The 26,122-nt window shown below is 69.4% G+C and carries 21 protein-coding genes and 1 pseudogene; 12 read left to right on the top strand and 10 right to left on the bottom strand.

Annotated elements, in window-relative coordinates; translation table 11 throughout:
* Positions 1-10: 10 nt before the first annotated feature.
* Positions 11-379, bottom strand: coding sequence for a hypothetical protein (locus K6753_RS00535; RefSeq protein WP_223674241.1), 369 nt, complete (start codon positions 377-379; stop codon positions 11-13).
* Between the two features lie 135 nt (positions 380-514).
* On the opposite strand from K6753_RS00535, the gene K6753_RS00530 reads away from it, so the two are divergent.
* Positions 515-1,183, top strand: a complete 669-nt coding sequence (locus tag K6753_RS00530; RefSeq protein ID WP_223674240.1) for a Fe2+-dependent dioxygenase — start codon at positions 515-517, stop codon at positions 1,181-1,183.
* Positions 1,184-1,213: 30 nt separating this feature from the next.
* Here K6753_RS00530 and K6753_RS00525 read toward each other — a convergent pair whose 3' ends face one another.
* Positions 1,214-2,251, bottom strand: a complete 1,038-nt coding sequence (locus tag K6753_RS00525; RefSeq protein WP_223674239.1) for a hypothetical protein — start codon at positions 2,249-2,251, stop codon at positions 1,214-1,216.
* Positions 2,252-2,297: 46 nt separating this feature from the next.
* Complete coding sequence (hrpB, locus tag K6753_RS00520; RefSeq protein ID WP_223674238.1) at positions 2,298-4,805, bottom strand: ATP-dependent helicase HrpB; 2,508 nt, start codon at positions 4,803-4,805, stop codon at positions 2,298-2,300.
* 107 nt (positions 4,806-4,912) lie between these two features.
* Between hrpB and K6753_RS00515 the strand changes: the two genes are divergently transcribed.
* Positions 4,913-5,722 carry a TatD family hydrolase gene (locus tag K6753_RS00515; RefSeq protein WP_223674237.1) on the top strand — a complete coding sequence of 270 codons (810 nt, stop codon included), beginning with the start codon at positions 4,913-4,915 and terminating at the stop codon, positions 5,720-5,722.
* 158 nt (positions 5,723-5,880) lie between these two features.
* On the opposite strand, the gene K6753_RS00510 is transcribed toward K6753_RS00515, so the two are convergent.
* Together K6753_RS00510 and K6753_RS00505 are read right to left on the bottom strand one after the other, a co-directional pair.
* Positions 5,881-6,681: an ABC transporter permease gene (locus K6753_RS00510; protein WP_223674236.1), complete on the bottom strand. Its 801-nt coding sequence runs from the start codon at positions 6,679-6,681 to the stop codon at positions 5,881-5,883.
* A gap of 129 nt (positions 6,682-6,810) precedes the next feature.
* Positions 6,811-7,824 (bottom strand): ABC transporter ATP-binding protein, encoded by a 1,014-nt coding sequence (locus K6753_RS00505; RefSeq protein WP_223674235.1) that lies wholly within the window; start codon positions 7,822-7,824, stop codon positions 6,811-6,813.
* Between the two features lie 70 nt (positions 7,825-7,894).
* Here K6753_RS00505 and K6753_RS00500 point away from each other — a divergent pair.
* The 4 genes and pseudogenes from K6753_RS00500 (at position 7,895) to K6753_RS00485 (ending at position 12,418) form a co-directional block, all read left to right on the top strand.
* A pseudogene (locus K6753_RS00500) lies at positions 7,895-8,706 on the top strand (ferredoxin--NADP reductase).
* 243 nt (positions 8,707-8,949) lie between these two features.
* Entirely contained in the window at positions 8,950-10,488 is a 1,539-nt protein-coding gene (locus K6753_RS00495) for an alpha/beta hydrolase (protein WP_425492025.1), read from the top strand.
* Positions 10,485-11,231 carry an ABC transporter ATP-binding protein gene (locus K6753_RS00490; RefSeq protein WP_223674233.1) on the top strand — a complete coding sequence of 249 codons (747 nt, stop codon included), beginning with the start codon at positions 10,485-10,487 and terminating at the stop codon, positions 11,229-11,231. Before K6753_RS00495 ends, K6753_RS00490 begins: the two co-directional genes overlap by 4 nt.
* Positions 11,228-12,418, top strand: a complete 1,191-nt coding sequence (locus tag K6753_RS00485; protein WP_223674232.1) for an ABC transporter permease — start codon at positions 11,228-11,230, stop codon at positions 12,416-12,418. Before K6753_RS00490 ends, K6753_RS00485 begins: the two co-directional genes overlap by 4 nt.
* 110 nt (positions 12,419-12,528) lie before the next feature.
* Here the strand turns inward: K6753_RS00485 and K6753_RS00480 are convergent, their stop codons facing one another.
* From K6753_RS00480 to rpmH, 5 genes are all read right to left on the bottom strand, one after another.
* Complete coding sequence (locus tag K6753_RS00480; protein ID WP_223674231.1) at positions 12,529-13,569, bottom strand: energy transducer TonB; 1,041 nt, start codon at positions 13,567-13,569, stop codon at positions 12,529-12,531.
* A 131-nt stretch (positions 13,570-13,700) separates the two neighbouring features.
* Positions 13,701-15,050 carry a tRNA uridine-5-carboxymethylaminomethyl(34) synthesis GTPase MnmE gene (mnmE, locus tag K6753_RS00475; protein ID WP_223674230.1) on the bottom strand — a complete coding sequence of 450 codons (1,350 nt, stop codon included), beginning with the start codon at positions 15,048-15,050 and terminating at the stop codon, positions 13,701-13,703.
* 88 nt (positions 15,051-15,138) lie between these two features.
* Positions 15,139-16,818 carry a membrane protein insertase YidC gene (gene yidC / locus K6753_RS00470; RefSeq protein WP_223674229.1) on the bottom strand — a complete coding sequence of 560 codons (1,680 nt, stop codon included), beginning with the start codon at positions 16,816-16,818 and terminating at the stop codon, positions 15,139-15,141.
* A 58-nt stretch (positions 16,819-16,876) separates the two neighbouring features.
* Positions 16,877-17,344, bottom strand: a complete 468-nt coding sequence (rnpA, locus tag K6753_RS00465) for a ribonuclease P protein component (RefSeq protein WP_223674228.1) — start codon at positions 17,342-17,344, stop codon at positions 16,877-16,879.
* Positions 17,345-17,390: 46 nt separating this feature from the next.
* Positions 17,391-17,531, bottom strand: coding sequence for a 50S ribosomal protein L34 (rpmH, locus tag K6753_RS00460; RefSeq protein ID WP_031374044.1), 141 nt, complete (start codon positions 17,529-17,531; stop codon positions 17,391-17,393).
* A 243-nt stretch (positions 17,532-17,774) separates the two neighbouring features.
* Between rpmH and dnaA the strand changes: the two genes are divergently transcribed.
* The 6 genes from dnaA (at position 17,775) to K6753_RS00430 (ending at position 26,016) form a co-directional block, all read left to right on the top strand.
* On the top strand, positions 17,775-19,139 hold the full coding sequence (dnaA, locus tag K6753_RS00455) for a chromosomal replication initiator protein DnaA (RefSeq protein WP_223674227.1): 1,365 nt from the start codon (positions 17,775-17,777) through the stop codon (positions 19,137-19,139).
* A gap of 246 nt (positions 19,140-19,385) precedes the next feature.
* Entirely contained in the window at positions 19,386-20,486 is a 1,101-nt protein-coding gene (gene dnaN, locus K6753_RS00450) for a DNA polymerase III subunit beta (protein WP_223674226.1), read from the top strand.
* A gap of 110 nt (positions 20,487-20,596) precedes the next feature.
* The gene (gene recF, locus K6753_RS00445) at positions 20,597-21,712 is read left to right on the top strand and encodes a DNA replication/repair protein RecF (RefSeq protein WP_223674225.1); all 1,116 of its coding nucleotides are present in this window, start codon (positions 20,597-20,599) and stop codon (positions 21,710-21,712) included.
* Between the two features lie 113 nt (positions 21,713-21,825).
* Entirely contained in the window at positions 21,826-24,294 is a 2,469-nt protein-coding gene (gene gyrB / locus K6753_RS00440; RefSeq protein WP_223674224.1) for a DNA topoisomerase (ATP-hydrolyzing) subunit B, read from the top strand.
* 18 nt (positions 24,295-24,312) lie between these two features.
* Positions 24,313-25,122 carry a type II CAAX endopeptidase family protein gene (locus K6753_RS00435; protein WP_223674223.1) on the top strand — a complete coding sequence of 270 codons (810 nt, stop codon included), beginning with the start codon at positions 24,313-24,315 and terminating at the stop codon, positions 25,120-25,122.
* 90 nt (positions 25,123-25,212) lie between these two features.
* The gene (locus K6753_RS00430; RefSeq protein WP_223674222.1) at positions 25,213-26,016 is read left to right on the top strand and encodes a M48 family metallopeptidase; all 804 of its coding nucleotides are present in this window, start codon (positions 25,213-25,215) and stop codon (positions 26,014-26,016) included.
* Positions 26,017-26,122: the final 106 nt, after the last annotated feature.

Below are 26,122 nucleotides of genomic sequence, written 5' to 3'. Positions count from 1 at the left end.
GTTGGCGTCCTCAGCTCGCCGACGTGGTCGTGCTTGCGCGACGCGTGGTGCGCTTGCGGGCCGGCCGCTTGCGCGCGGTCGTGCGCTTGGCCTCGACACGCTTGGACGAGCCTTCGATCGACCCGTTGCCGTTCTCGGCCTGGCGCGCCTTGCGGCGGGCGGCGTACCACAGCAGGCCGGCCCCGGCCGCGGTGGCGATGGCGATGGCCGGGTTGCGCCGCACGAACATGCCGGCCACGCGTGCGCCGCCCTTGAGTGCGCCGAGCTTGGCTCCGGCTTCCAGCCACTTCCCGGCGTGCGGGACGGCGTGCTTGAGGTTGTCGCCGACCGAGTTCGCCAGGTCCAGCGCGCGGTCGGAGATGGAATTGAACGTGCTCATCGTTGAACCCATGGATGGAGGGGAAACGGCTTGCAGTGTCGGCACGCCACCGTTGATGGGACGTGATCGGCTGCGTGGCTTGCCGGCTGGTGGCTGAATGCCGATGATGCCGCGGACCCGCAGGAGCTCCGCCCAATGATCCGCGTGCTGCCCAACGTGCTTTCTCCCCAGCAACTGGCAACGGTTCGCGAACTGCTGTCGAAGGTGCGCTTCGACGACGGCCGCATCACCAATCGCGACTCCACCGTCAAGCACAACCTGCAGGCGCCACAGGAAGACCCTGCGAACGCCGCGATCGCGCAACTCGTGCGCGATGCACTGGTGCAGGTGCCGGACGTGCGCACGTTTGCACTGCCCAAGCAGATGGCCCGGACCACGGTGGTGCGCTACGAGCCGGGCATGGATTACGGCTGGCACGTCGACGAGGCCCTGTTCGCCTCCACGCCACCGATGCGCAGCGACCTGTCGTGCACCATCTTCCTGAGTCCGCCGGCCGACTACGACGGCGGCGAGCTGACGATCCAGCTGGGTGCGCAGGAGTTGTCCTACAAACTCGATCCGGGCAGCGCGATCCTCTACCCGTCCACGACCATCCATCGCGTGACGCCCGTGACCCGCGGCGTGCGTATTGCCGCCATCACCTGGTTCCAGAGCTGGGTGTCCGACACCTCGCAGCGCGAGCTGCTGGTGCAACTGGAGGAGGCGCGCGCCTTGGCTGCACGCGCGGGCCAGCCTGACGCCCGCCTCCAAGTGCTGCTGGAATCGCTGCGGACCAACCTGTTCCGGATGTGGTCCGACACCTGATCCGTCATCCCGGGCCTCGCCCGGGCCCGATCAGGTCCAGCTGTCGCGATCGATGGCCCAATCGGTTCGCCGTTGCAGCTGGGCATCCACCCACCTGAGCCCCTGCTCGATTTCCCGACTAAAGCGCTGGCGGGACAGCCTGAGATCGTGGGCGCGGTCCGCGGCGGCGTAGGCGTGTGACTGCGCCTTGGAGTATCGCGTCCAGGCCGGTGACGCCATCGCGGCTTCGATACCTTCGGGCGGCAGGCACAAGTGCGCCGCTACCGCCGTCAGCGCGATGCGCGGTTCGTCCAGCAACCGGTCGAAATCCAGCCGCAGTACGCGAGCACCGTCGGCACCCCGCGCCAGGGCATCGAACCTCACCCGTTCGGCCAGCCAGCCCATCGCGCACTGTTCCGGCAGTGAAAGCTGGTGCAGCGCAATCCCCTCCGCCCAGCCCGTGGACTGCAGGCTGGTCAATCGCTCGCCAGCCGCGGCCGCCGCGTCGTGGACGGAGTCCGGCGACTTCATCAGCGCGGCCAGGTAGGTGGGCAGCGGAAGCCCCAGCAGGACGACGCGCATCGGGCCCGAGCCGAGCAGGGGCGCCACCAGTCCGTTGCAACTGCTGGTGGCCTTGAGCACGGTCGCACTGGACCCGTCCAGGGGACGGCTCCAGGCGACCTGCAACGCATGCAGCAGCTCACCGGCCTGTGCTTCGGACACCCGGGCCTCCGGCCGCTCGCGCAGCGCCCATGCGTCTGCCAACGTGCGCAGTGGCAGCGGCTCGCGCAGCACCTGCACGGGGTTCCAGGCCTCGAGCAGGCGAGCCAGGAGCGTCGAGCCGCAATGGCCGATGTGGAAGATGGCCTCCACCGGCGTCTTCAGAGTGTCCCGGGTGGCAAGCGATGCAAGTGGCCACCACGCACCCTGCGCCGCTGGCGGCAGCGCACGCTCGTCGAGGAACGATGCCGCCGCGCGCTGCGCCGCGGTCAACCGCACCCACAACACCCGCTGCCCGATCAGATCGAGCTTGAACGGCAGGAGTTCGGGATCGTCGAATGGAGACATCGTGTCGGGCACTGCGGACATGCCCGACAGTCTAGCGGCCACGCCCGGCACGGAAGAGGCGTCCCGCTCACGTCCCGCGCGGCTTGGCGCGGTGGGAGGCGGTGGCGCTCCACGGGTCTTCCGGCCAGGGATGCCGCGGATACCGCCCTTTCATCTCCTTGCGCACTTCGGGGTAGGTGCGCTCCCAGAAGCCGCGCAGGTCCTGGGTGACCTGCAGCGGGCGGCCCGCGGGCGACAGCAGGTGCAGGGTCAGCGGGACGCGGCCGTCGGCGATGCGCGGAGTATCGGCCAGGCCGAACAGCTCCTGCAGTTTCACCGCCAGCACCGGAGGTTGCGGCACTCCCGCTTCGTCGAGCGCGTATTCGATGCGGCGCTCCTGGCCGGACGGCACCTGGATGCGCACCGGCGCCAGGGTGTCGACGCGGCTGCGCTGGGACCAGTCCAGCCGCGACTTCAGCGCGTCGGCGAGTGCGGCTTCGCTCAGTGCGTCGAGGCGCGTTTTCCCCGCCAGCGCCGGTGCCAGCCAGGCGTCGAGCGAGGCCATCAGCGCCGCATCCGACATGTCCGGAAGTCCCGCCTCCGGGTGCCAGTGGCGCGCGCACTGCGCACGGGCGCGCCATTGTGACGTCGCGTCCGTCCATGGCAGGGCGGCGAGACCGAGCTGGCGCACCGCGTCGACCAGCGCTTCGGCGTAGCGCGACGGGTCCGGCCGGGCGAGCGGCCGGCGTTCCAGCACGATCCGGTCGAAGCGCGATTCCCGCACCGCTGCGATGCCGCGTGCATCGGCGTCCCAGACGACTCGGTCCTCGGTGGTGAAGCGGTCGGCGAAGTCGCGTCGCAGTGCGCGCTCGTCCACGGGCACCGCCCGCTGGATGCGCGCTTCCCGGCGGTCGTGGCGCAGGTCCGACACCACCAGCCACGGCTCGCCGATCAGCGCGCTGTCGTCGTACAGGCGCGCGATGCGGCCGTTGGCGAGCTGGTAGCGCCAGGGGTCGTCCGGATGCTGTCGGGCGATTCGGTCCGGGTACGCATGCGCGAGCAGGTCGCCGAGGCGGTGCGCATCGACGTCGTCGGGCGGATGGCCCGCGCGCGCGCGGCGGCGCCACTGGCGCGTGGCCTGGTCGATGGCTGCCAGTGCCGAACGCGATGCCGAGGCAGGCGCACGTCCGCTGCGGAATGCGGCCAGCGCGCGCCAGCGTGCCGCGAGCGCATCGCCGCCGTCGCGCAACGGGTCGCGGGCTTCGACCAGCGCGGCCAGGTCGCACGCCAGCGCGCGCTCGGTATGGTCGTCGGACGCCAGCAGCATTGCCGCCAGCCTCGGATGCGTGCCGAGCGCGAGCATGCGGCGGCCGCGCGCGGTGACGGCCGTTCCGTCGATGGCGCCCAGCCGCTGCAACAGGTCGCGTGCGGCGGCCATCGGCCCGGGCGGGGGCGTGTCGACGAAGCGCAGGTCGGCATCGCCCCAGGCGGCGAGCTCCAGCGCCAGGCCGGCGAGTTCGACCTGTCCGATTTCGGCGCGGCGTTGCGGTTCCAGCCGCTGCGAGGCCGGCCACAGGCGGTACGCCCAACCCGCGGCCACGCGGCCGGCACGGCCGGCGCGCTGCTCGGCCGACGCCTGCGCAATGGCCACCACGTCCAGGCGCGGGAACCCGGAGTTGGGGTCGTAGCGCGGTTCGCGCGCGAGCCCGCTGTCGATGACCACGCGCACGCCCGGCAGCGTCACGCTGGACTCGGCGACGTTGGTGGCCAGCACTACGCGGCGGGTGCCGTCGGGTGCGGGCTGCAGCACGCGCGATTGCTGTTCGACAGGCAGGTCGCCGTGGAGGGTGAGCACCTCGACGGCCTCGCCACCCGCATCGCGGGCGACCGGCTGCAGCAACGCCTCCACCCGCGCGATCTCGCGCCTGCCCGGCAGGAACACCAGCACGTCGCCTGGGTGCGAGGCCAGTGCGTGCTCGACGGCGCGCCGAACCTGGTGCTCCAGTCGTTCCTCGCGGCGCACGGCGAAATGCGCGATCTCGACCGGGAACGCGCGCCCTTCGCTGGCGATGCGCGGTGCGTCGAGGAACGTCGCCAGGCGGTCGCCATCGAGGGTGGCCGACATCACCACGATGCGCAGGTCGTCGCGCAACGCCGCCTGCACGTCCAGCGCCAGCGCCAGCCCGAGGTCGGCGGCCAAGTGCCGTTCGTGGAATTCGTCCAGCAGGATCGCGCCGACGCCCTCGAGCATCGGGTCGTCCTGGATCATCCGGGTGAGGATGCCCTCGGTGACCACCTCGATGCGGGTGGCCGCCGACACCCGGTTCTCGAAGCGGATGCGGTAGCCGATGGTCGCGCCCACGTCTTCACCACGTTGCGCGGCCATGAAGTGCGCGGCCGCGCGTGCCGCGACCCGGCGTGGCTCCAGCAGCAGGATCCGGCGGCCGTCCAGCCACGGCGCGTCCAACAGCGCAGGCGGGACCTGCGTGGTCTTGCCGGCCCCCGGCGGCGCCTCCAGCACCAGGCGCGTGTGCGTGCCGAGGCTGTCGCGGATTCGCGGCAGCAGGTCGTCGATGGGAAAGGCGGCGCGGTTCACGCGCGAAGGATACGGGTGGCGTCACGCGTTGGCTCCGGTTCGCAGCGGATCCGTCGCTAACGGTGTGCAAGCGCGGCGGCCGGTGTCGGCCACGCTAGAATTTCTCGATGCAACTCATCGACATCGGCGCCAACCTCACCCACGAATCCTTCGACCACGACCGCGACGCGGTGATCGCCCGCGCGCGCGCCGCCGGCGTGGCGCGCATGGTCGTCACCGGCGCCAGTCGCGAGCATTCGCCGAAGGCACTGGAACTGGCGCACGCGCATCCCGGCGTGCTGTACGCCACCGCCGGCGTGCACCCGCACCACGCCACCGAGTACACCGACGAGTGCGACGCGGAGATGCGCGCGTTGCTGGCGCACGACGAGGTGGTCGCCGTGGGCGAGTGCGGCCTGGACTACTTCCGCGACTTCTCGCCGCGCCCCGCGCAACGCCGCGCGTTCGAACGGCAGCTGCAGATCGCCGTCGACCTCGCCGCCAAGGGCGTGGTCAAGCCGCTGTTCCTGCACCAGCGCGACGCGCATGCCGACTTCGTGGCGATCATGCGCAACTTCGAGGGCCGCATCGGCCCGGCCGTGGTGCACTGCTTCACCGGCACCCGCGAGGAACTGTTCGACTGCCTGGACCACGACTGGCACATCGGCATCACCGGCTGGCTGTGCGACGAGCGCCGCGGCCAGCACCTGCGCGAAATCGTCGGCAACATCCCCGCCAACCGGTTGATGGTCGAAACCGACGCGCCCTACCTGCTGCCGCGTTCGCTCAAGCCCGCCCCCAAGGACCGCCGCAACGAGCCGATGTTCCTGCCGCACATCGTCGAGGAGCTGGCGCGCGACCGCGGTGAGACGGTCGAGGCGACCGTGGCGGCGACATCCGCCACCGCCGCGTCATTCTTCCGATTGCCGCCCCTGTAGGAGCGGCTTCAGCCGCGAGCTTTTCGTCCGGGACCTACGAAGGTCGCGACTTACGTCGCTCCTACAACGGAAGGCTTCTGCAGGAGCGACGTAAGTCGCGATCCGCCGCGTCCCGGTATCCGCTCGCGGCTGAAGCCGCTCCTACAAGGGCACTGGCGTCAACTGCGCAGCCCGACGCCGCGCTTGAGCAGGCTCAGGCCGACGGCGGCCAGCACCACCACGAAGCCCAGCATCAGCGCGTAGGCGATCCACAGCGGCACGTCGCTCACGCCCAGCAGGCCGTAGCGGAACGCGTTGACCATGTAGAAGATCGGGTTGGCGTGGGTGGCGGCCTCGGCCCAATCGGGCAGCAGGCTGACGGAATAGAACACGCCGCCCAAATAGGTGAGCGGGGTCAGGATGAAGGTCGGCACGATCGCGATGTCATCGAACTTCTTGGCGTACACCGCGTTGACGAAGCCGGCCAGCGCGAAGATCGTCGCGCCCAGGATCACGGTGCTGAGCGTGACCAGCGGGTGCGGGATGCTGACGCGGGTGAACAGCATCGCGATCATCAACACGATCGCACCGACCGCCAGCCCGCGCGCCACGGCGCCGGCGACGTAGCCGGTGAGGATCACCCAGCTGGGCATCGGACTGACCAGCAGCTCCTCGACATGGCGGCCGAACTTGGCGCCGAAGAAGCTGGAGCTGATGTTGCCGTAGCTGTTCTGGATGATGCTCATCATCACCAGCCCCGGCACGATGAAGTCCATGTAATCGATGCCGTCCATGGTCCCGATGCGCGAGCCGATCAGGCCGCCGAAGATCAGGAAGTACAGCGTCATGGTGATGGCCGGCGGCACCAGCGTCTGTCCCCAGATGCGCAGGATGCGCGTGATCTCGCGGCGGACGATGGTGCCCAGCGCGACGAGGTTGCGCTGCATCGGCGTGGTTTCGGTGGTGGTGTCGGTCGGCATGGGGTTCCGCTTTTTTCCTCCCGCTGGCTGCGGGGGGAGGTTGGGAGGGGGGTGCTGGGACTCTCAGGGAAAGCGGCGCCTGAAAGGCACCCCTCCCCAACCCTCCCCTGCGCGCAGGGGAGGGAGCAGTTACGCGACGGGTTCGGGCGAGGGCTGCACGGTGGAATCCTGTGCGTTCTCACCGGTCATGCGCACGAACAGCTCTTCCAGGCGGTTGGACTTGGTACGCATCGAGCGCACGCGGATGCCGGCCTCGCCCAGCGCGGCGAATACCCGGTTGAGGTCCATCGCGCGCGGCATCTCCACGTCCAGCGTGTGGTCATCGCTGGCCACCAGCGTCGCGCCTTCGATCACCGGCAGGGTCGCGGGCAACGGGCCGTCGATGTCGAGCAGGAAGCCCTCCACGTCCAGCCGCGCCAGCAGCGCCTTCATCGGACCCGAGGCGACGATCGCGCCGCGGTCGATGATGGCCAGGTTGCGGCACAGGTGCTCGGCTTCTTCCAGGTAATGCGTGGTGAGGATGATGGTGGTGCCGGCGGCGTTGATCTCGCGTAGCGTCTGCCACATGCCGCGGCGGATCTCGATATCGACGCCGGCAGTGGGCTCGTCGAGGATCAGCAGGCGCGGGCGGGTCATCATCGCGCGGGCGATCATCAGCCGACGCTTCATGCCGCCCGATAGCGTGCGGCTCATCATCTGCGCCTTGTCCCACAACTGCGCGCGACGCAGCTCGACCTCGGCGCGCTCGATCGCCTGCGCGCGCGGCACGCCGTAGAAGCCGGCGTAGTTGACCAGGATGTCGAGCGGCTTCTCGAACATGTTGAAGTTGAGCTCCTGCGGGACCAGCCCGATCAGGCGCATCGCCGCGTCGCGCTCGCGCACCAGGTCGGTGCCAAAGATCGACACGCTGCCCTCGCTGAGGTTGACCAGCGAACTGACAATGCCGATCAGCGTCGACTTGCCGGCGCCGTTGGGACCGAGCAGCGCGAAGAAGTCGCCCTGGGCGACGTCCAGGGAGACGCCCTTGAGTGCCTGCACGCGGTTGTCGTAGGTCTTGCGCAGGCCGCGCACGGACAGCGCGGGGATTGCCGCGTCAACGGCCGGCGCGGCGACGGCCGGGGTGGCCGACGGGGTCTGGGACATGGGGCGCTCACCTGTACTGCGGAAGCCACGCGTCCGGGCCGCGCGGCGAATGCCGGTATTATAGGCGGCCCTGTGGCCATGCCCCGCGCCACGCTGTGTTCCAGGCACCGGTCCGTGGCCATCCAGCACTTCCCCCTCAAGCTCGTCTCGCGCCGCATGCTGGCCCCGTCGGTCGGGCACTACGCGTTCGTCCGCGACGATGGCCAGCCGCTGGACTTCATCCCCGGCCAGTTCATCCAGGTCCACTTCCAGTACGCCGACGGCACCGCGACCAAGCGGTCGTATTCGCTGGCGACCATCCACGACCACGCCATCGGCCCCGGGGAGGCGGTGGACATCGCCGTCAGCTACGTGCCCGGCGGCGCGGCCACGGCCCTGTTCGAGGGCCTGGAGGTCGGCGGCACGGTGGATGCCAGCGGCCCGTTCGGGCGCTTCTGCCTGATGCCCGCCGATGCCAACCGCCGCTACCTGCTGATCGGCACCGGCACCGGCGTGACGCCCTACCGGTCGATGCTGCCGCAACTGGCGCAGGCGATCGCCGAGCGCGGCATCCAGGTCGTGCTGCTGTTCGGCGCACGCACGCCCGAGGAGCTGCTGTACGGCGACGAGTTCCGCGCGTTCGCCGCGCAGCATCCCGACCATTTCCGCTTCGTGCCGTGCTTCTCGCGCGAGCTGCCGGCGCCGGGTTCGGCGCATGACCATGGCGACGTACGCCACGGCTACGTGCAGCAGTTCCTGGGGGAATTCGCGCCCGATGCCGCCGGCGACATCGCCTACCTGTGCGGCAACCCGAACATGGTCGATGCGTGCTTCGAGTCGCTGAAGGAATGCGGGCTCGAGGTGAAGCAGATCCGCCGCGAGAAGTACGTCAGCAGCAAGTAACCGAATGCGGCGGATCCCCGGCCACGCGCATTACGCGTGGCGCGGGCGATCCTTGCCGCACGCGATGCCCTGCACCGCAGCTGGGACGCGGATGGCGCACGGGGCGCTGGCGACCAGCTCGACCGGCTGGAGGCGCGCCTGGGTGGCTAACGAGCGGATGCGCCTCGCCTGACTTGTGTCACGTTTCCGGCCGCGACGCCGTCTGTCATCCTGCGCGTTCCAGCGCGAACCACAGGACGATGCATGCCTTTCCATGGAATGAAGACGGCCGCGCTTGCGGCGGCCGCGGTGTCGGCCGTGCTGCTGGCAGGCTGCCAGCCCGCCGACGCACCACCCGATGCCAACGGGACCGACGGCGCCACGCGCCACTTCGGCGCCATTGCGTTCGAACCCTGCTCGCTGACCGGTGTCGGCGGTGGACAGGCGACCGAGGCGTTCTGCGCGACGCATACGGTCCCCGAGGACCCCGCCAAGCCCGACGGACGCCGGATTGACCTCAACCTGGCGTGGTTGCCGGCCACCGGCAGCGGCGGCGGCACCGACGATCCGGTGTTCTTCATCGCCGGCGGGCCCGGGCAGGCCGCGACCGAACACGCGGCGACGGTTAACATGGCGCTGCGCGAGGTGCGCAAGCAGCGCGACATCCTGATGGTCGACCAGCGCGGCACCGGCGGCTCCAACCCGCTGGACTGCGTCGACGCCGAGGGCGAGCCGCTGCGCATCGACAACGAGGAAAGCGCCAGCGTCGAGCAGCTGCGTGCGTTCGCGCGCACGTGCCTGGCGGGTCTCGAGGGACGCACGGACCCGACGCTCTACACCACGACGCAGGCGGTCGCCGACCTGGACAACGTGCGCCAGGCGCTCGGTGTCGACCAGGTCAACCTGGTGGGCGGCTCCTACGGCACGCGCGTGGCGCAGCAGTACGCCGCCGCGCATCCGCAGCACACCCGCGCACTCGTACTCGATGGCGTGGCGCCCAACGACCTGGTGGTCGGCGGCGAGTTCGCGCACACCTTCGAGGACGCCATCCGGCTGCAGTCCGACTACTGCCGCACGCTGCCGGCGTGCAAGGCGCGCTTCCCGGTCGACACCCGCACCCGGCTGTCGCAGGTGATGGACGCGCTGGAGGCGGCGCCGGTCGAGGTCGACTACCGCCATCCGTCCACGGGCGAGACGCGCACGGCGACTGTCACGCCCGACCACGTGGTCGGACTGGCCTTTTCGTTCTCGTATGCGCCGCAGACGTCCGCGCTGCTGCCCCTGGTGCTGGATGAGGCCGCGCAGGGCCGCTATGCGCCGTTGATGTCGCTGTCGGAGCTGATGGCGCGGTCGATGGGCGAGCAGATGACGCGAGGCATGCAGTGGTCGGTGCTGTGCGCCGAGGATGCCGACCGGTACACGGCCGATGCAGCCATCGACGACACGATCCTCGGGCCGGACGTCGCCGAGCTGTTCTTCGCGGCATGTTCGGTGTGGCCGCGCGGCGCGCGCGGCGAGGACTTCACGGCGCCGCTGCGCTCGGACGTGCCGGCGCTGCTGTTGTCGGGTGCGCTCGACCCGGTGACGCCACCGCGCTACGGCGAGGCGGTGGTCAAGGGCCTGTCGAACGGCCGCCACCTGGTGGTCGACGGCCAGGGCCACGGCACGCTGGTGCTGGGCTGCATGCCCAAGCTGGTCGGGCAGTTCATCGAATCCACCGATGCCGCCGCGCTGGACACCGCGTGCCTGGATCGCCTGGCGGGCGTGCCGCCGTTCACCAGTTTCAATGGATGGGAACCATGATCACCGCACACGACCTGCACAAGGCGTTCAAGACCAAGACCGGCGTGGTGAAGGCGGTCGACGGCGTCGACTTCCAGGCCCCGGACGGCCAGATCACCGGCCTGCTCGGGCCCAACGGCGCCGGCAAGACCACCACGCTGCGCATGCTGTACACGCTGATGGCGCCCGACAGCGGCCGCGTGGAGGTCGACGGTGTCGACGCAGCCGCGCAGCCGGCCGCGGTGCGCCGCGCACTGGGCGTGTTGCCCGACGCACGCGGCGTCTACAAGCGGCTGACCGCGCGCGAGAACATCGCCTACTTCGGCGAGCTGCACGGCATGTCGAAGGCGGCGATCGCCGAGCGCACGCGTGCGTTGTCGGCGGCGCTGGACATGGACGACATCCTCGACCGCCAGACCGAAGGCTTCAGCCAGGGCCAGCGCACCAAGACCGCGATCGCCCGCGCGCTGGTGCACGACCCGCGCAACGTGATCCTGGATGAGCCCACCAACGGCCTGGACGTGATGACCACGCGCGCGATGCGCGGCTTCCTGCAACAGCTCAGGGCCGAGGGCCGCTGCGTGATCTTTTCCAGTCACATCATGCAGGAGGTGGCGGCGCTGTGTGACCGCATCGTCATCATCGCCAAAGGCCAGGTGGTGGCGGCCGGCACCGCCGACGAGCTGCGCGCGCGCTTTGGCGAGGCCAACCTGGAAGACGCCTTCGTCAGGGCGATCGGCTCGGAGGAGGGCCTGCACGCATGAAGCCGACAAATATGTTCGCCTCGTTGTGGGCGGTGATGCGCAAGGAACTGCTGGACATCTCGCGCGACCGTCGCACCCTCGCATTGGCGCTGCTCCTCGGACCCGTGCTGTACCCGACGCTGATGCTGGGGATGGGCGCGCTCGCCGAGAACCGGCAAAAGACCCAGCTCGACAAGGTGCTGGAGGTGCCGGTGGTGGGTGCCGAGCACGCACCCAACCTGGTGACCTTCCTGGCCGGCCATGGCATCACGGCCACCGACCCGCCGGCCGACCTGGATGCCGCCATCGCCGAGCAACGCATCGACGTGGCGCTGGAGATCGATGCCGATTTCGCCGAGAACTGGCGCGCCGGCCGGCCGGCAACGGTCTCACTGGTGCACGACAGCACGCGCCGAAACGCCGAAATCCCGGTGGCGCGCCTGCGCAGCGCGTTGGACGGCTATGCCAGCCAGGTCGGCATGCTGCGGCTGATGGCACGCGGCATCGACCCGACGGTGACGCGTCCGGTAAGCGTGGGCTCGCGTGACATGGCGACAGAGGCCGCCAAGCGCGGCGTGCTGCTGTCGACGCTGCTGCCATACCTGTTGATCCTCACTTCGTTCATCGGCGGCGCTTACCTGATTCTTGATGCCACCGCGGGCGAACGCGAGCGCCAGTCGCTGGAACCGCTGCTGGCCACGCCGGCCACGCGCGGGTCCATCGTCAGCGGCAAGATCGCTGCCGCCTGCGCGCTGGGCCTGCTGTCGCTGCTGCTGACGCTGCTCGCGTTCAAGCTCTCGGCCCAGCTGTCCGGCGGCATGGCGAAGATGCTGGACGTGAGCTTCCCGGCGATCGGCAAGATGCTGTTGATCCTGCTGCCGATGGCGTTCATCGGCACGGCGCTGCTGACGTTCCTGGCCGCATCGGCCAAGAGCATGAAGGAGGCGCAGAGCCACATGACCTGGCTGATGCTGCTGCCGATGGTGCCGACCTTCGTGCTGCTGGTGAACCCGATCAAGACGCAGCTGTGGCAGTTCGCGGTGCCGTTCCTGGCGCAGAACCAGCTGCTGCTGAAGGTGATCCGTGCCGAGCCGATCGACGCGCTGTCGTGGCTGGTGTACCTGTCGGCGAGCTTCGGCCTGGCCGGCCTGCTGTGGTTCCTGGCGGTGCGCCGCTACCACCAGGAAAAGCTGGCGATCGCCGGCTGATCGGGCGGCCTGACGAATCGGCCTGACAAACGGAAAAAGCCCGGCCTTCGCCGGGCTTTTTCTTTTGGCGCGAAGACAAATCGTCCTCGCAACGCGTCACCGTTGCCGGATCAACCGCCCGGGTTGAAACCGATCGTGCGGCGGGTGGTGACCGCGTTGGGCAGCGGCTGGAAGCGCCAGCTGCGCACGGCGCTGACCGCCTCGCGGTCGAACACCCGGGCCGGGTTGGAGCGCACCACGCGCGCATTGGTCACCGAGCCGTCGGTGCCGACGGTGAACTCCACCTGCACCTCGCCGGACTGGCCTGCGCGCAGCGCCTCGGGCGGGAAGCGCGGGGCCGGTGTCGAGATCGGACGCAGGTCGGCGGCCGTGGCCGTGCTCGCCGCGGCCTGTTGCGCGGCGCGCTGCTGCGCGGCGCGCTGCTCGGCGGCACGCTGCTCGGCGGCGGCCTGTTCGGCGGCACGCTCGTCGGCGGCGGCCTGTTCGGCGGCGGCCTCACGCTCGGCGGCCTGGCGCGCGGCCAGGTCGCGTGCGGCCTGTTCCTGCTGCGCCTGCTGCTGGGCCGCGCGCTCGCGCTCCAATTCGGCCTGGCGCTCAGCCTGCTCCTCGGCGGTGACGGCGTCGCGCTCGGCCTGCGCCTCGGCGGCCTGCTCGCGCTCGCCGATGCTGGTCTTCAGGCGGGCCAGTGCCGGGTGCTTGTCGTCGGCGCGCTCCAGCAGGGCGGCCAGGCGGCGGGCTTCATTGAAGTCCTCGCGGCCGACGCTCTGCTCGATCGCGATCACCGTCATCGGCAGCAGGTCGGTCAGCGCACTGGACACGCCGGCATCGCCGGGCGACTTCTCGCGCAGCGCGAGGTAGTACTCGACCGCGTTGTCCTCGGCCGGTGCGTACAGGCGGTTCTCGGCGTAGGCGCTGCGCGCGGCCTCGCGCAGCTCGTCCTCGCTCATCGCGGAGACGCGGCTGGACACGGCGGTTTCCGGCGTGGCCTGCTCGGTGGCGGCCGGGCCGCGGGCCGCCGGATCGGCCGCATCGGGCGTGGCGTCATCCTTGCCGCACGCGGCCAGGCCCAACCCCAGGGCCAGCATCAGCGACAGGTTCAAAATGGTGTACGGGCGACGCGACGGCCGGCCCGACTGGTCAACTACGGTCATTGGCAAAACTCCCCTGAAGTGCGCCAGGCACGGCGCACAGACGCGTAGGACGCGACAGCGCGGGGAATTTGTCAAGCATGGAGCGCTGAATGCGATGAATGTCCGCTCCGGCGTGGCGGCCCCGGGCGGCGCTACTTGCCGATGCAGAAGCTGGAGAAGATGTGCCCCAGCAGGTCGTCGGCGCGCACCCGCCCGGTGATCTCGCCCAGCGCGTCGTGGGACTGGCGCAGGGCTTCGGCCGCGAGGTCGAGCGACTCGCGCGCCAGCTCGCCGCGCGCCTGGACGAGCCCTTCAGCGGCGCGGCGCAACGCGTCGACGTGCCGCGCACGCGCGGTGAACGCGCCCTCGGACGCACCGGCATCGCCCGCCGCCAGCGCGCGCAGCCGGTCATGCAGTGCGTCCAGGCCCTCGCCGGTCAGCGCCGACACGGCCAAGGCATCACCCGGCACGTCACCCGACGGTTGCGCGCCATCTTCCGGCAGCAGGTCGGACTTGTTGAGCAGCCACAGCTGCGCCGGAGCGCCGTGGGCAGCCGAGACCACCGCGTCGCGGCCGGCCGCCGGGTCGCGCGCATCGAGCACCACGATCGCCAGGTCCGCGCGCTCCAGCTCCGCGTGGGCGCGGCGCATGCCTTCGCGTTCGATCGCGTCGCCGCCTTCGCGCAGACCGGCAGTGTCGACCAGGGTGAGCTCGACGCCGTCGATGCGCACCGCCTCATGCAGCAGGTCGCGGGTGGTGCCGGCGACATCGGTGACGATGGCGCGGTCGCGGCCGGCCAGCGCGTTGAGCAGCGAGCTCTTGCCGGCGTTGGGCGGGCCGACGATCACCGCGTGCAGGCCGTCGCGCAGGCGACGCCCATGCTCGGCATCGCGCAACAGCGCCTCCAGCGCGGCGGCGGTGGCGGACAAGTCCGCCTGAAGTTGCGGGCCGCCGAGGGTCTCGATGGGCTCGTCGGCGAAATCGATCGCCGCCTCCACGTGGATCCGGGCGCGCAGCATCGCGTCGGCGATCGCTTCGACCCGGCGCGAGAACTCGCCCTCGAGCGCTCGCCTGGCGGCGCGCGCCGCCCGCACGTCGCTGGCGGCGATCAGGTCGGCGACCGCCTCGGCCTGGGCCAGGTCGAGCTTGCCTTCCAGGAAGGCGCGCTCGCTGAACTCGCCGGGCCTAGCGCGGCGGGCCCCCAGCGCGCAGCAGCGGTCGACCAGCTGGTGCAGGACGGCCGGACTGCCGTGGGCCTGCAGCTCGACCACGTCCTCACCGGTGTAGCTGGCTGGCGCTGCGAAATACAGCGCGATGCCATCGTCGATGGTGGCGCCGTGGGCATCTCGGAAGCGCGCATAGGCGGCGCGGCGGGCCATGAGCGCCCGGCCGGCGATGCCTTCGCCGATCGCGCGCGCCCCCGGTCCCGACAGCCGGACGATGCCCACGCCACCGGCCCCGGCAGGCGTTGCGATGGCGGCGATGGTGTCGCGGTCGATCATCGGTGTCGGTGGGTCAGGTCGGTGGCGCAGTGTGCCGGACGCCGCAATGCAAAAGCCCGCCGGGTGGCGGGCTCCTGCGTCGTCGGGCTCAGGCCTTGGCCGGTGCCTCGGCGTACTTGCGGGTCATGTACCACTGCTGGGCCAGGCCGATGCCGGCGTTGGTGATCCAGTACAGCACCAGGCCGGCCGGGAAGAAGGCGAACATCACGCCGAACACCAGCGGCATGAACTGCATCATCTTGGCCTGCATCGGGTCCATGCCGGAGGTGGGCGCGAGCTTCTGCGTCGCCCACATCACCGCCATGTTGATGGCCGGCAGCACGAAGTACGGGTCGCGCGCGGTCAGGTCGTTGATCCACAGGATCCACGGCGCGTGGCGCAGCTCGACCGACTCCAGCAGCACCCAGTACAACGCCAGGAACACCGGCATCTGTACCAGCAGGGGCAGGCAGCCACCGACCGGGTTGATCTTCTCCTTCTTGTACAGCTCCATCATCGCCATCTGGAACTTCTGGCGGTCGTCGCCGTAGCGCTCCTTGAGCTGGGCGATGCGCGGCTGGAACTTGCGCATGCGTGCCATCGACTTGTACTGCGCGGTCGACAGCGGCAGCAGCAGCACCTTGATCACCACCACCAGGCCGATGATCGACCAGCCCCAGTTGCCGACCAGCGAGTGGATGGCATCGAGCAGCCAGAAGATCCAGTTGCCGAGCGTGGCGAAGATGCTGAAGCGGCTGAAGTCCACGGCGCGGTCCAGGCCGGGCACGTCCTGCGCCTGGATCTGGCCGACCAGCTTGGGGCCGACCCACAGGCGCGCTTCGGTGGAGGCGGTGCCGCCCGGCGCCACGGTAAAGGCCGGGCCGCGCGACTCGATTTCGTAGCGGCCGTTGCCGTGCTCGAGCACGAACAGCGAAGCCTGGTCCGCCTGCGGGATCCAGCCGGCGAAGAAATGGTGTTGCAGCATCGCGATCCAGCCACCGGTCACCTGGCGGTTGAGCGGGCCGTCGTCGGCGATGTCCTCGAAATCGCGCTTCTCGTATTTTTCCGCATCGCTGTACCAGGCCGCGCCCTGGAAGCTGTACTGCTCGGCATTCATCGGGCCGCCGCGGCTCAGGGCGCGCGGCTCACGGCTCAGCTCGCGATAGACGTAGGCCTGCCAGGGCTGGCTGCCGGCATTGGCCACCTCGTCGCGCACGCTGACCGCGTACTGGCCGCGGCCGAAGGTGTAGGTGCGGCGGATGGTGACGCCGTTGGGGCCGGTCCACTCGAACGGCACCTCGAGCGTGTTCGCACCCTCGGCCAAGGCATACCGCGAGGTGCTGCCGACCGGCCTGAAGCCGCCGTCGTGGGAGGGCGCGACGTCGTTGCCGGCCCAGCCGGTCCGGGCCACGAAATAGCGGCCGGCAGCCTGGTCGAACAGGCGCACCGGCGCGCTGTCGTCTGCGGCTTCGCTGGGGTAGCCCAGCAGGTCGGCCTGGCGGATCTCGCCGCCGGTCATCTCGAGCTGCAGCACGTCGGTCGTGATGGTGACGACGGGCGCGCTGGCCGCCGCCGGGGCCGGCTCGGCCGCCGCCATGCCCGGGGTCGCGCTCGGCACGGCCGGTGCCTGCCCGCCCGCGGCCGGCACCGCACCGGATGCGGTCGTCGTCGCCGCGGCCGCCGGCATGGTCGGGGCCCGCGAGGCGTCGCGCTCCTTGCCCCACTCCATCCACAGCAGGGTCGCCACCGCCAGCCAGGCGAAGATCAGGAAGACGCGGGTCTGGTTCATGGTGTCGGGGTACTTTTCGAAGGCGGTGGGACGGCACGCACGTCGCGCGCGTCAGGACTCAGCCGGAGCGGTCCGGCGAGGTGGGATCTGGATCTGGGGGACGGACGGCGGTCGGCGCCGCGTCGGGTCCGGTCGGTGCAGCGGCGGGCATTGTGCCGGCGCCGGCAGGGTCGGGCAACGCACCGGCCCGTTGCAGCAGCCGCGCAAACGCGCTGCGCAGGGCATCGCCGTCGCAGGACGAGGCGCCGGGACGGGCCACGATGACGTAATCGGCCGGGGGCAGGTGCGCACGGCATTCGCGGAAGGCGGCGCGCAGCACCCGCTTGATGCGGTTGCGGCCCACGGCCCTCGGGTCGACCTTGCGTGACACCGCCAGCCCCAGCCGCGCCGGGCCGTCGGGCTGCGCGGGCGGACAGACATGAAGGGCCAGCACGGGCAGCGCCACCCGGCGCCCGTGCTTGAAAATGCGGTCGAATTCCGGGCGCGCGCGAACCCGCGCGGTGCGCGGGAGTCGGGGCGGAATCATCGGGTGGCGGCGGCGCGCAGGGCGGCCGCGGCAGTCAGCAGCGCGCTTAGGCGCAGAGACGCTTGCGGCCCTTGGCGCGACGGCGGGCGAGGATCTTGCGGCCGTCGGCGGTCGCCATGCGGGCACGGAAACCGTGGTCGCGCTTGCGCTTGAGGTTGCTGGGCTGGTAGGTGCGCTTGGTGGCCATGGTCGGCTCTGCGGTATACGGCGGAAAAGACCGGCGACTATAGCCAGCCCGCGGGGTCCCGGTCAAGTCATGGCGGGACCCGGAGTACCAGGGCCTGCGCCGTCCGGGGTGCCTTGCACCGAACCACGACGGCACAGTCGGCGACGCGCGCCGGTGGTAGTCTGACCGACCCCCTACCGCCCTGCGGCGCGGCGCCCCGGTGCCGTGCAGGGGTCCGCTTCGCCCATTCCCGAGTTCGACACCGTGCAATCCCCGACCCCGGACGCCTGGCCCCGCTGCCTCGAACGCCTTGAAGCCGAACTGCCGGCCGAGGACGTCCACACCTGGATCCGCCCGCTGCAGGCGACCCGCCGCAATGACGTGACGGTGCTGTACGCACCCAACGCGTTCGTGGTGGAACACGTGCGCGAACGGTACCTGGCGCGCATCCGCGAGCTGCTGGCGCATTTCGCCGGCAGCGACGCGGTGAGCCTGGAGGTCGGTTCGCTGCCACGCGTGGCCCCTGCAGTGGCCGTCACCCCGTCGCTGGGACCGGCCACGGTCGCGCCGGGCACGCGTCCGGTCACGACCACCGGCGAGCCGTTCAACGGCCACCTGGACAGCCATTACACCTTCGAGAATTTCGTCGAGGGCCGCAGCAACCAGCTCGGCCGCGCCGCCGCCTGGCAGGCCGCGCTCAAGCCCGGCGAGCGCGCCCACAACCCGTTGCTGCTGTACGGCGGTACGGGCCTGGGCAAGACGCACCTGATGTTTGCCGCCGGCAACGAGATGCGCCGGCAGAACCCCGCCACCCGCGTGATGTACCTGCGCAGCGAACAGTTCTTCAGCGCGATGATGAAAGCGCTGCAGGAAAAGGCAATGGACGGCTTCAAGCGCCAGTTCCAGCAGGTCGACGCATTGCTGATCGACGACATCCAGTTCTTCGCCGGCAAGGACCGCACGCAGGAGGAGTTCTTCCACACCTTCAACGCGTTGTTCGACGGCAAGCAGCAGATCATCCTGACCTGCGACCGCTACCCGCGCGAGGTCGAAGGCCTGGAGCCACGGCTGAAGTCGCGCCTGGCCTGGGGCCTGAGCGTGGCGATCGAGCCGCCCGACTTCGAGACTCGCGCGCAGATCGTGCTGTCCAAGGCCAAGGAGCGCGGTGCCAACATTCCCGAGGACGTGGCGTTCCTGCTGGCCAAGAAGATGCGCAGCAACGTGCGCGACCTGGAGGGCGCGCTCAACACGCTGGCGGCCCGGGCCAACTTCACCGGCCGCGCGATCACCGTGGAGTTCGCCCAGGAAACCCTGCGCGACCTGCTGCGCGCGCAGCAGCAGGCCATCGGCATCCCCAACATCCAGAAGACCGTGGCAGACTACTACGGCCTGCAGATCAAGGACTTGTTGTCGAAACGGCGGACACGCTCGCTCGCCCGGCCGCGCCAGATGGCCATGGCGCTGACCAAGGAGCTGACCGAGCACAGCCTGCCGGAAATCGGTGACGCGTTCGCCGGTCGCGACCACACCACGGTGCTGCATGCCTGCCGGCAGATCCGCACCCTGATGGAGACCGACGGCAAGATGCGGGAGGACTGGGAAAAGCTCATCCGCAAGCTGAGCGAGTAGGCCGGCGTGAACCCGGTGGACGATGCCGGGACAACATGGGGATAAGTCGCGACCCGCGATCCGGCCCGAAAGTTGTCCACAGCTTGTCCGCCGTCCGTCGGGGAGTTTTACAGACGTTCAGCAAGTGTTTTTATCGAATAGATTCAAGGGGTTGGTCGGGTTTTCCCGGCTTTTGGCCGACTCCATCACCACAACGCTTTAGATTTATCCAACATCTTGTCTTGGGCATAGGGGAGCACGGTCCGCATGCGTTTCAGTCTGCAACGCGAGGTTTTCCTCAAGCCGTTGGCGCAGGTCGTCAATGTGGTCGAACGTCGCCAGACCCTGCCGGTCCTGGCCAACCTGCTGGTCCAGGTGCAGGACGGCCAGCTGTCGCTGACCGGGACCGACCTGGAGGTCGAGATGATCTCCCGGATCGCGGTGGACGAGGCGCAGGACGGTGAGACCACGATCCCGGCCCGCAAGCTGTTCGAGATCGTCCGAGCCCTGCCCGATGGCAGCAAGGTGACGGTGTCGCAGACGGCCGAGAAGGTCACCGTCTCGGCGGGGCGCTCCCGGTTCACGCTGGCGACGCTGCCGGCCAACGACTTCCCCTCGATCGACGAGGTCGAGGCCACCGAGCGCGTCCGCGTGCCCGAGGCCGCCCTGAAGGAGCTGATCGAGCGCACGGCGTTCGCGATGGCCCAGCAGGACGTGCGCTATTACCTCAACGGCCTGTTGTTCGATCTTCGCGAGAACTCGCTGCGCTGCGTGGCCACCGATGGCCATCGCCTGGCCCTGTGCGAGGCGCAATACGAGGGTGGTGCCCAGGCCAAGCGCCAGATCATCGTGCCGCGCAAGGGCGTGACCGAGCTGCAGCGCCTGCTCGAAGGCGGCGACCGCGAACTGGAACTTGAGATGGGCCGAGGGCACATCCGGGTCAAGCGTGACGACGTCACGTTTACCAGCAAGCTGATTGACGGTCGCTTCCCTGACTACGAGGCAGTGATTCCGATCGGCGCCGACAAGGAGGTCCGCATCGACCGTGAAGTGCTGCGGGCATCGCTCCAGCGCGCCGCGATTCTGTCCAACGAGAAGTACCGCGGGGTTCGCATCGAAGTCTCCCCGGGACAGCTCAAGATCAGTGCCCACAATCCGGAGCAGGAAGAAGCGCAGGAAGAGGTCGAGGCCGACACGCGGGTCGACGACCTGTCGGTGGGCTTCAATGTGAACTACCTGCTGGACGCGTTGACTGCGCTTCGCGACGAGCACGTGGTCCTGGCGCTGCGCGATGCCAATTCGTCCGCACTGGTCCGCGAGGCGTCCAATGACCGGTGCCGACACGTCGTGATGCCGCTGCGGCTCTGATTGATGCCTGAAAGGTTCCACGTGGAACATGAAGTACTCCACACGCCCGGCTTGTCCGGGCGTGTTCGTGTCATGCCTTTGGAAACCTCGCGCGTTTCGGTGGCCATGCCATGAGGGTGATCCGGCTCCAAGCGCGACAGCTCCGGCGATTCGAGGATGTTTCGATCGAACCGTCAGCCGGGCTCAACCTGATCACCGGTGGCAACGGTGCGGGCAAGACCAGCTTGCTCGAAGCACTCCACCTGATGGCGTACGGACGGAGTTTTCGTGGCCGGGTGCGGGACGGGTTGATCCGCCAAGGCCAGTCGGCGCTCGAGATCTTCGTTGAGTGGGAAGAGGGACCTGCAGGGGACCAGGCGGGCGCTCGCGGGGCAAGCCTGGGCCGTCGTCGCGCCGGGCTGCGGCATACCGGCAGCGACTGGACGGGACGCCTCGACGGGCGTGACGTGGAGCAACTGGGCGACCTGTGCGCCGCGCTGGCCGTGGTGACGTTCGAACCGGGCAGCCACGCGTTGATCACCGGCGCGGCCGAGCACCGGCGTCGCTATCTCGATTGGGGTTTGTTCCACGTGGAACATGACTTCCTGGCTGCGTGGCGACGCTATGCGCGCGCACTCAAACAGCGCAACGCCCTACTCAAGCGGCGCGGTGGCTCCGGCGAGCTGGAGGCGTGGGAGCACGAAATGGCCGCAGGCGGCGAGGTGGTGACCCGCCAGCGTGAGGCCTATCTTGGCGCTCTCCAGTCCCACGTAGCGACCCTTCTGGAAGCCTGGGCCCCGGCGTTGGGTGGGATCTCGCTGGAGTATCAGCCCGGTTGGCGACGCGACGCGGTGTCGCTCGCCGATGCCTTGCTGCTGTCCCGGGACCGCGACCTGCTCGCGGGTTACACCTCAGTCGGGCCCCACCGCGCGGATTGGCGCGTGGACTTCTCCGGCCTGCCCGGCCGCGAGGCGCTGTCGCGGGGGCAGGCCAAGATCACGGCGCTGGCCGCAATTCTTGGGCAGGGGGAGCATCACGCGGCGCGACGCGGTGAGTGGCCGGTGGTGGCGCTGGACGATTTGGCGTCTGAACTGGACCGTGCGCATCAGGCCCGGGTGCTAGAGCGACTGGTCGGGTGGGGTGCCCAGGCCTTCCTGACAGGCACCGAAGCCCCGCCCGGAATGCTCGATCTGGGGCTGACTCCAACCGTGTTCCACGTGGAACATGGGCTGCCCGAGCGGCGCTAGACAACCGCAAGCTCGGGCGCCGCGGCCGCGGCTGGTATACTGTCGCGACGTATAGCTAATGTGTCTCGACGCCGCCGCGCACCTGCGGCCGCGTCGTCGGAGCCCGCTGCGCAATGACCCAGATCGAGCACGACCCCTCGCAAGACCCCGCCATCGATTCGCCCCAGCCCAGCCAGACCTACGACTCCAGCCGGATCACGGTGCTGAAGGGTCTGGAAGCCGTGCGCAAGCGTCCGGGCATGTACATCGGTGACGTGCACGACGGCACGGGCCTGCACCACATGGTGTTCGAGGTGGTCGACAACTCGATCGACGAGGCGCTGGCTGGCCACGCCGACGAAGTCGTGGTGACCCTGCACGAGGACGGTTCGGCCTCGGTCTCGGACAATGGCCGCGGCATTCCGGTGGACATCCACAAGGAAGAGGGGCGCTCGGCGGCGGAGGTGATCCTCACGGTGCTGCATGCCGGCGGCAAGTTCGACGACAACAGCTACAAGGTGTCCGGCGGCCTGCACGGCGTGGGCGTGTCGGTGGTCAACGCGCTGTCCTCGAAGCTGACGCTGGATATCTGGCGCGACGGCGCGCACCACCAGCAGGAATACGCGCACGGCGAGCCGGTCTATCCGCTCAAGCGCCTGGACGCATCCGATCGCCGTGGCACCACCCTGCGCTTCTGGCCCTCGGTGGAGACGTTCTCGGACGTCGAGTTCCATTACGACATCCTGGCCAAGCGCCTGCGCGAACTGTCCTTCCTCAATTCGGGCGTCAAGATCACGCTCGTCGACGAGCGCGGCGACGGCAAGCGCGATGTGTTCCAGTACGCCGGCGGCATCCGCTCGTTCGTCGAGCACCTCGCCCAGCTCAAGACCCCGCTGCATCCCAACGTGATCTCGGTGACGGGTGAGCAGAACGGCATCACGGTGGACGTCGCCCTGCAGTGGACCGATGCCTACCAGGAAACGATGTTCTGCTTCACCAACAACATCCCGCAGAAGGACGGTGGCACCCACCTCATCGGCTTCCGCGCGGCCCTGACGCGCACCCTGACCAACTACATCGAGCAGAATGGCATCGCCAAGCAGGCCAAGGTGGCACTGTCGGGCGATGACATGCGCGAAGGCATGATCGCGGTGTTGTCGGTGAAGGTGCCGGACCCGAGCTTTTCCAGCCAGACCAAGGAAAAGCTGGTCAGTTCCGACGTGAGGCCGGTTGTTGAGAGCACGTTCGGCGCACGTTTGGAGGAGTTCCTTCAGGAGAACCCGAACGAGGCCCGCGCGATCGCCGGCAAGATCGTGGATGCCGCCCGTGCCCGTGAGGCCGCGCGCAAGGCCCGTGACCTGACGCGCCGCAAGGGCGCGTTGGACATCGCCGGCCTGCCGGGCAAGCTGGCCGACTGCCAGGAGAAAGATCCGGCCCTCAGCGAGCTGTTCATCGTCGAGGGTGATTCCGCCGGCGGCTCGGCCAAGCAGGGCCGTAACCGCAAGACCCAGGCGATCCTCCCGCTCAAGGGCAAGATCCTCAACGTCGAGCGCGCGCGCTTCGACCGCATGCTGGGCTCGGCCGAGGTGGGCACCCTGATCACCGCGCTCGGCACCGGCATCGGCAAGGACGAGTACAACCCGGACAAGCTGCGCTACCACCGCATCATCCTGATGACCGACGCCGACGTGGACGGCAGCCACATCCGCACGTTGCTGCTGACGTTCTTCTACCGTCAGATGCCCGAACTGATCGAGCGCGGCCACATCTACATCGGCCTGCCGCCGCTGTACAAGATCAAGCAGGGCAAGAACGAGCTCTACCTCAAGGACGACGCGGCCCTGGACGCCTACCTGGCCGGCAATGCCGTGGAGGGTGCATCGCTCGTCCCGGCCACCGGCGAGCTGCCGATCGAAGGGCCCGCCCTGGAGAAGTTGCTGCTGGTGTATGCCGGCGCGCGCGAGACCATCGCCCGCAACGCCCACCGCTACGATCCGGCGGTGCTGGAAGCGCTGATCGACTTCACGCCGCTGGACAGCGCGCACCTGGCCGGCAACATCGACGAGCAGCACGAAATCGAAGCGCTGGAAGCGCGGCTCAACAAGCGCGGCCTGGGCCGGCCGCACTATGCGCTGGCGCTGGTGCCGGCCAACGAGCAGCATCCGGCCGCGTTGCGCGTCACCCGTCGCCACATGGGCGAGGAGATCACCCAGGTGCTGCCGGTGTCGGTGTTCGAACAGGGCGAACTTCGCGCCCTGCGCGAGGCCGCCTCCCAACTGCACGGGCTGATCCGCGAGGGCGCGCAGATCGTCCGTGGCAACCGGGCACAGGCGGTGTCCAGCTTTGCCGAGGCCCAGGCGTGGCTGATGGACGAAGCCAAGAAGGGCCGCCAGATCCAGCGCTTCAAGGGCCTGGGCGAGATGAATCCCGAGCAGCTCTGGGACACCACGGTCAATCCCGAGACCCGCCGCCTGCTGCAGGTGAGGATCGAGGATGCCGTTGCGGCCGACCAGATCTTCAGCACCCTCATGGGCGACGTGGTCGAACCACGACGCGAATTCATCGAGGACAACGCGCTGAAGGTCGCCAACCTCGATATCTGACCGGGACCGGATGAAGGCATGGAAGCTGCCGTGACGTCGAACGAACAAGACACGCGAGCGCCGCCCGGCGGGTGGCTACGCCCGGTGGGCGCGTTCGTGCTGGACGTGGGGATGGCCGCCGCGCTGATGCTCGCCATTGCGGTACTGGGCTTTGTCGCGTGGGGCGCGGCGGAAGGTGTGTCCATGGCGCTGTCGGGCCGCGACATGGCCGACGTACCGGCAGACGCCTTCATGCCCGGGCCGGTGGCGCTGGCCCTGATCGGGATCGGTGCCACGGGCATCGCGGCGCTGCTTACCTACCTGTGGCGCGGTCGCGCGACCGTCGCGGAGCGGGTGCGTTCCATACAGGCGATCCGCGCACCCACGACATGGAACTTGGCGGTGATGGCCGGCATCGGGGTTTTCCTGTTCAGCGCGACGCTGGCCTGGGTGGGCCGGTCGCTGGGTGTCGAGCCCGAGCCGACGAACCTAGCGCTGATGGACGCCATCGCCGATCGACCCGCTCTGGTCCTGCTGCTGGTGGTCGTGCTGGCCCCGGCGTACGAAGAGCTGCTGTTCCGTCGCGTGCTGTTCGGCCGCCTGTGGCGTGCGGGCCGGCCTTGGCTCGGGCTGGTCTTGAGCAGCTTGGTGTTCGCGCTGGTCCATGAGATGCCCGGCCTGAGCGCCAACGAGTGGCCCGCACTCGCCATGCTCCTGGTGGTCTACGGCGGCATGGGCGCTGCGTTCGCGTGGGTATACTGGCGAACCGGCACGTTGTGGGCGCCGATCATTGCCCACGCGACCAACAACCTGGTCGCCGCAGGCCTGCTGCTGTTCGGGCCGGGCTGAACGAACGGATCCAGGTTCCGCAGTATTGACGGGTCTTTGATCCGGGCGCGTCTACAACGGAAGGCCTCTCCGATTCAGGACGCGCCATCCATGAAGCCTCTGCTCCTCAGCCTGGCCATCGCCACCGCCGTTACCGCCTGCGCCACCGCTACCTCGCCTACGGGCCGCAGCCAGCAAGTGGGCGCGGTTTCGCAGGAACAGCTCAACCAGATGGGGGAGGAAGCCTTCGCTCAGGCCAAGGCGCAGAACCGCCAGAGCACCAACTCGACGCAGACCAATTACGTGCGCTGCGTGGTCAATTCGGTCGCCCGCGAGTTGCCCGCCAACTGGCAGGCCAACTGGGAAACCGCACTCTTCGTCGACGAGTCCCCCAACGCGTTCGCGTTGCCGGGCGGCAAGGTCGGCATCAACACCGGCATCTTCACGGTCGCCCGCAACCAGGACCAGCTGGCGGCGGTGATCGCGCACGAGGTCGGACACGTCGTTTCCCGCCACCACGATGAGCGGATCACCCGCCAGATGGGTGCGCAGGCGGGCTTGGGCATCCTCGGCGCGATCGTCGGGTCGCAATACGGGCAGGGCGCCGCCAATGCGGCCGGCCAGCTAGGCGGCGCGGCGGTGCAGGCGGGCCTTTTGCTGCCCAACAACCGCACCCAGGAGCTGGAGGCCGATGTCGTCGGACAGCGCCTGATGGCCCAGGCGGGCTTTGACCCGGCACAGGCCGTCAACCTGTGGCAGAACATGATCGCGGCCAGCAGCAGCCGGCCGCCGGAATGGCTCTCCACCCACCCCGATCCGCAGTCGCGCATCGACGAACTGCGCCAACGTGCTGGCAGCCTGGCGCCGACCTACCAGCAGGCCCGCGCCTCCGGCCGTACGCCGCGGTGTGGATGAACGACCGTTAGGGTTGAGGTATCGCCCGACGCAGGCTTTCTGGTAGCGTGACCGGCCCGCCCGCGACAGTTGTTCCACGGGCCTGCCGTGTTCCACACGGCCCAAT

Origin of the sequence: Novilysobacter selenitireducens (assembly GCF_020026895.1) — a bacterium.
In the GTDB taxonomy this organism is placed as follows: Bacteria; Pseudomonadota; Gammaproteobacteria; order Xanthomonadales; family Xanthomonadaceae; genus Lysobacter_C; species Lysobacter_C selenitireducens.
This window is presented reverse-complemented; position numbering and strand designations above follow the sequence as displayed.

Coding starts and splice junctions, on each gene's coding strand:
- K6753_RS00535 (WP_223674241.1), bottom strand. CDS start 379: ATGAGCACGTTCAATTCCATCTCCGACCGCGCGCTGGACCTGGCGAAC.
- K6753_RS00530 (WP_223674240.1), top strand. CDS start 515: ATGATCCGCGTGCTGCCCAACGTGCTTTCTCCCCAGCAACTGGCAACG.
- K6753_RS00525 (WP_223674239.1), bottom strand. CDS start 2,251: ATGTCCGCAGTGCCCGACACGATGTCTCCATTCGACGATCCCGAACTC.
- K6753_RS00515 (WP_223674237.1), top strand. CDS start 4,913: ATGCAACTCATCGACATCGGCGCCAACCTCACCCACGAATCCTTCGAC.
- K6753_RS00510 (WP_223674236.1), bottom strand. CDS start 6,681: ATGCCGACCGACACCACCACCGAAACCACGCCGATGCAGCGCAACCTC.
- K6753_RS00505 (WP_223674235.1), bottom strand. CDS start 7,824: ATGTCCCAGACCCCGTCGGCCACCCCGGCCGTCGCCGCGCCGGCCGTT.
- K6753_RS00495 (WP_425492025.1), top strand. CDS start 8,950: ATGCCTTTCCATGGAATGAAGACGGCCGCGCTTGCGGCGGCCGCGGTG.
- K6753_RS00490 (WP_223674233.1), top strand. CDS start 10,485: ATGATCACCGCACACGACCTGCACAAGGCGTTCAAGACCAAGACCGGC.
- K6753_RS00485 (WP_223674232.1), top strand. CDS start 11,228: ATGAAGCCGACAAATATGTTCGCCTCGTTGTGGGCGGTGATGCGCAAG.
- K6753_RS00480 (WP_223674231.1), bottom strand. CDS start 13,569: ATGACCGTAGTTGACCAGTCGGGCCGGCCGTCGCGTCGCCCGTACACC.
- mnmE (WP_223674230.1), bottom strand. CDS start 15,050: ATGATCGACCGCGACACCATCGCCGCCATCGCAACGCCTGCCGGGGCC.
- yidC (WP_223674229.1), bottom strand. CDS start 16,818: ATGAACCAGACCCGCGTCTTCCTGATCTTCGCCTGGCTGGCGGTGGCG.
- rnpA (WP_223674228.1), bottom strand. CDS start 17,344: ATGATTCCGCCCCGACTCCCGCGCACCGCGCGGGTTCGCGCGCGCCCG.
- rpmH (WP_031374044.1), bottom strand. CDS start 17,531: ATGGCCACCAAGCGCACCTACCAGCCCAGCAACCTCAAGCGCAAGCGC.
- dnaN (WP_223674226.1), top strand. CDS start 19,386: ATGCGTTTCAGTCTGCAACGCGAGGTTTTCCTCAAGCCGTTGGCGCAG.
- recF (WP_223674225.1), top strand. CDS start 20,597: ATGAGGGTGATCCGGCTCCAAGCGCGACAGCTCCGGCGATTCGAGGAT.
- gyrB (WP_223674224.1), top strand. CDS start 21,826: ATGACCCAGATCGAGCACGACCCCTCGCAAGACCCCGCCATCGATTCG.
- K6753_RS00435 (WP_223674223.1), top strand. CDS start 24,313: ATGGAAGCTGCCGTGACGTCGAACGAACAAGACACGCGAGCGCCGCCC.
- K6753_RS00430 (WP_223674222.1), top strand. CDS start 25,213: ATGAAGCCTCTGCTCCTCAGCCTGGCCATCGCCACCGCCGTTACCGCC.